A 1,957-nucleotide genomic window follows, 5' to 3' on the forward strand; every position below is an offset into this window, starting at 1 on the left:
CAGTTGCAGCGCGGGTGCGGCGGCGTCTTCGGCGAGCCGCTCGGACAGGAAGCGCATGGCCGGTCCGGCGAAGGCCATCGCGCCGCCGATGTGCTCGCGGCCCTTCAGGGTTCGCATGGTGACGTCCGCGCCGAGGGCGGTCCAGTCCTCCGCCAGCCGCATCGCCTGCGGATACGGGATGACCTGCTCGGCGGTGCCGCCCGCGACCAGCACCGGTGCGGTGGGCACGATTCCGCCGAGCCGGTTCTCCAGCAGCCGGGCCTTCACCTCGGGCACCTCGAAGGGCAGGCGGTGGCAGTAGGTGGAGACGCGGGTCGGGACCAGCAGGCCCGCGCCGACACCGAGCAGACCGGCGGCGGCGATGTGGGTGCGGCGGAACAGCGTGGCCAGGGCGCGGCCCTGGGTGTTGAGGTGCCGCAGGACATTCAGTTCCGGGTAGGCGGCCTCGATGCCGAGGACACCGTAGAAGAGGAGGAACGCCGCGGGCGTGCCGTCCAGGAACCTCACCATGTCGAGCATGTCGGCGGGGGCCGAGCCGACCGCGCCGCCCGCGACCCGCAGCTCGGGGGCGTAGGTGGGCGCCAGCTGCAGGGCCCAGCCCGCAGCATTGCCGCCCTCGGAGTAACCGTAGATACCGACCGGACCGTCGGGATCCAGGTCCGCTCCGGTCACGTGCCGCGCGGCGCGAATACTGTCCAGGACAGCCGGGCCGAGGGCGCGGCCCATGACGTACGGGTGCAGGCCGGGATTGCCGAGTCCGGGATAGTCGGTGACGGCCAGGGCCCAGCCGCGATTCAAGGCGACACGCAGGAAGACCGACTCGTATTCGACGCCGAAGCGCAGCTGCCAGGAGGCGGCGGCGACCGTGCTCGCCAGACCTTGGGTGCCGACCGCGTAGCCGACGAGCGGGCGGGGGCCGGGACCGCGCCACGGCGTGTTCGGAACCAGGACGGTGCCGCTGACCTGCGTCGGAGCTCCGATGGCGGTGGTCGAGGTGTAGCTGATGCGCCAGGCGCGCGCGGGCAGTTTCAGTCCGGGCAGCAGTCTCGCCGTCATCGGTTCGGCGCCCAGCAGTCTGCCGGGTCCGAACGCACCGACCGCCGCCTCATCGAAGCGGTTGGCGTTCGCAGTCATCGTTGCCTGCCCTTCTCGCACTAACTCGCGTTATGCAGTTGTCGCGCAACCGGATCCAAGGGGCATCAGCTGTCCCGGACAGTCCGGCTGATCGAAACCATACCCACTATGCGAGATGACGACACCTGTTGTCACAACAACTCCCAGTCGGTGGGACGGCGCATATGAGACAACCGTCCAGATCACCCGAAATACTCCCGCCCCGCCGCGGGTTGCCGAAGCCGTGACCATTCCACGCATCCTGCTGGTCTCCGGCAGCACCCGTGAGGCCTCGACCAATACCGCCGCGCTGCGCACCATAGCGGCCGACGCCGGATCCGATTTCGTGGCTGTCCGGTACGGGGGCCTGCTCGACCTGCCCGCCTTCGTGCCCGGCGCCGATCCCGAACCGCCCGTGGTCGAGGCCCTGCACCGGCAGCTCGCCGAGGTCGACGCGGTGCTGTTCTGCACCCCCGAATACGCGGGCATGATCCCCGGCAGCCTGAAGAACCTGCTGGAGTGGACGGTCGGCAATGCCGATCTCAGCGACAAGCCGGTCGCCTATGTGAACGTCGCCTACGAGGGCCGCGGCGAGGCGGCGGTGGCGACGCTGCGCACGGTGCTCGGCTATGTGGGGGCCGAACTGGTCGAGGCGGCCTGCGGCCGAATCACGGTTCTGCAGAGCGCCGTCGGACCGGACGGATCGGTCACCGACACCGAGGCCCGCGCCCGCCTGAATGCCGCCGCCCGCGCCCTGGCCGAACACGCCGCCCGCCCCGACGAGTCCGCGACCACGGTCCGCCTCGACACCTGAACACCCCGGACACGCCGAGGGGCACACCAC

Annotated in this window: 2 protein-coding genes; one reads left to right on the top strand and one right to left on the bottom strand. The window is 70.7% G+C overall.

Annotation, left to right across the window (positions count from 1 at the left end; genetic code table 11):
* A partial coding sequence (locus ACFV4K_RS35590) for a lipase family protein (RefSeq protein WP_379280682.1) occupies positions 1-1,134 on the bottom strand: 1,134 nt, incomplete at its 3' end.
* Between the two features lie 223 nt (positions 1,135-1,357).
* On the opposite strand from ACFV4K_RS35590, the gene ACFV4K_RS35595 reads away from it, so the two are divergent.
* Entirely contained in the window at positions 1,358-1,927 is a 570-nt protein-coding gene (locus ACFV4K_RS35595) for an NADPH-dependent FMN reductase (protein ID WP_379280683.1), read from the top strand.
* Positions 1,928-1,957 lie beyond the last annotated feature (30 nt).

Source organism: Nocardia sp. NPDC059764 (assembly GCF_042732555.1).
Classification (GTDB): domain Bacteria; phylum Actinomycetota; class Actinomycetes; order Mycobacteriales; family Mycobacteriaceae; genus Nocardia.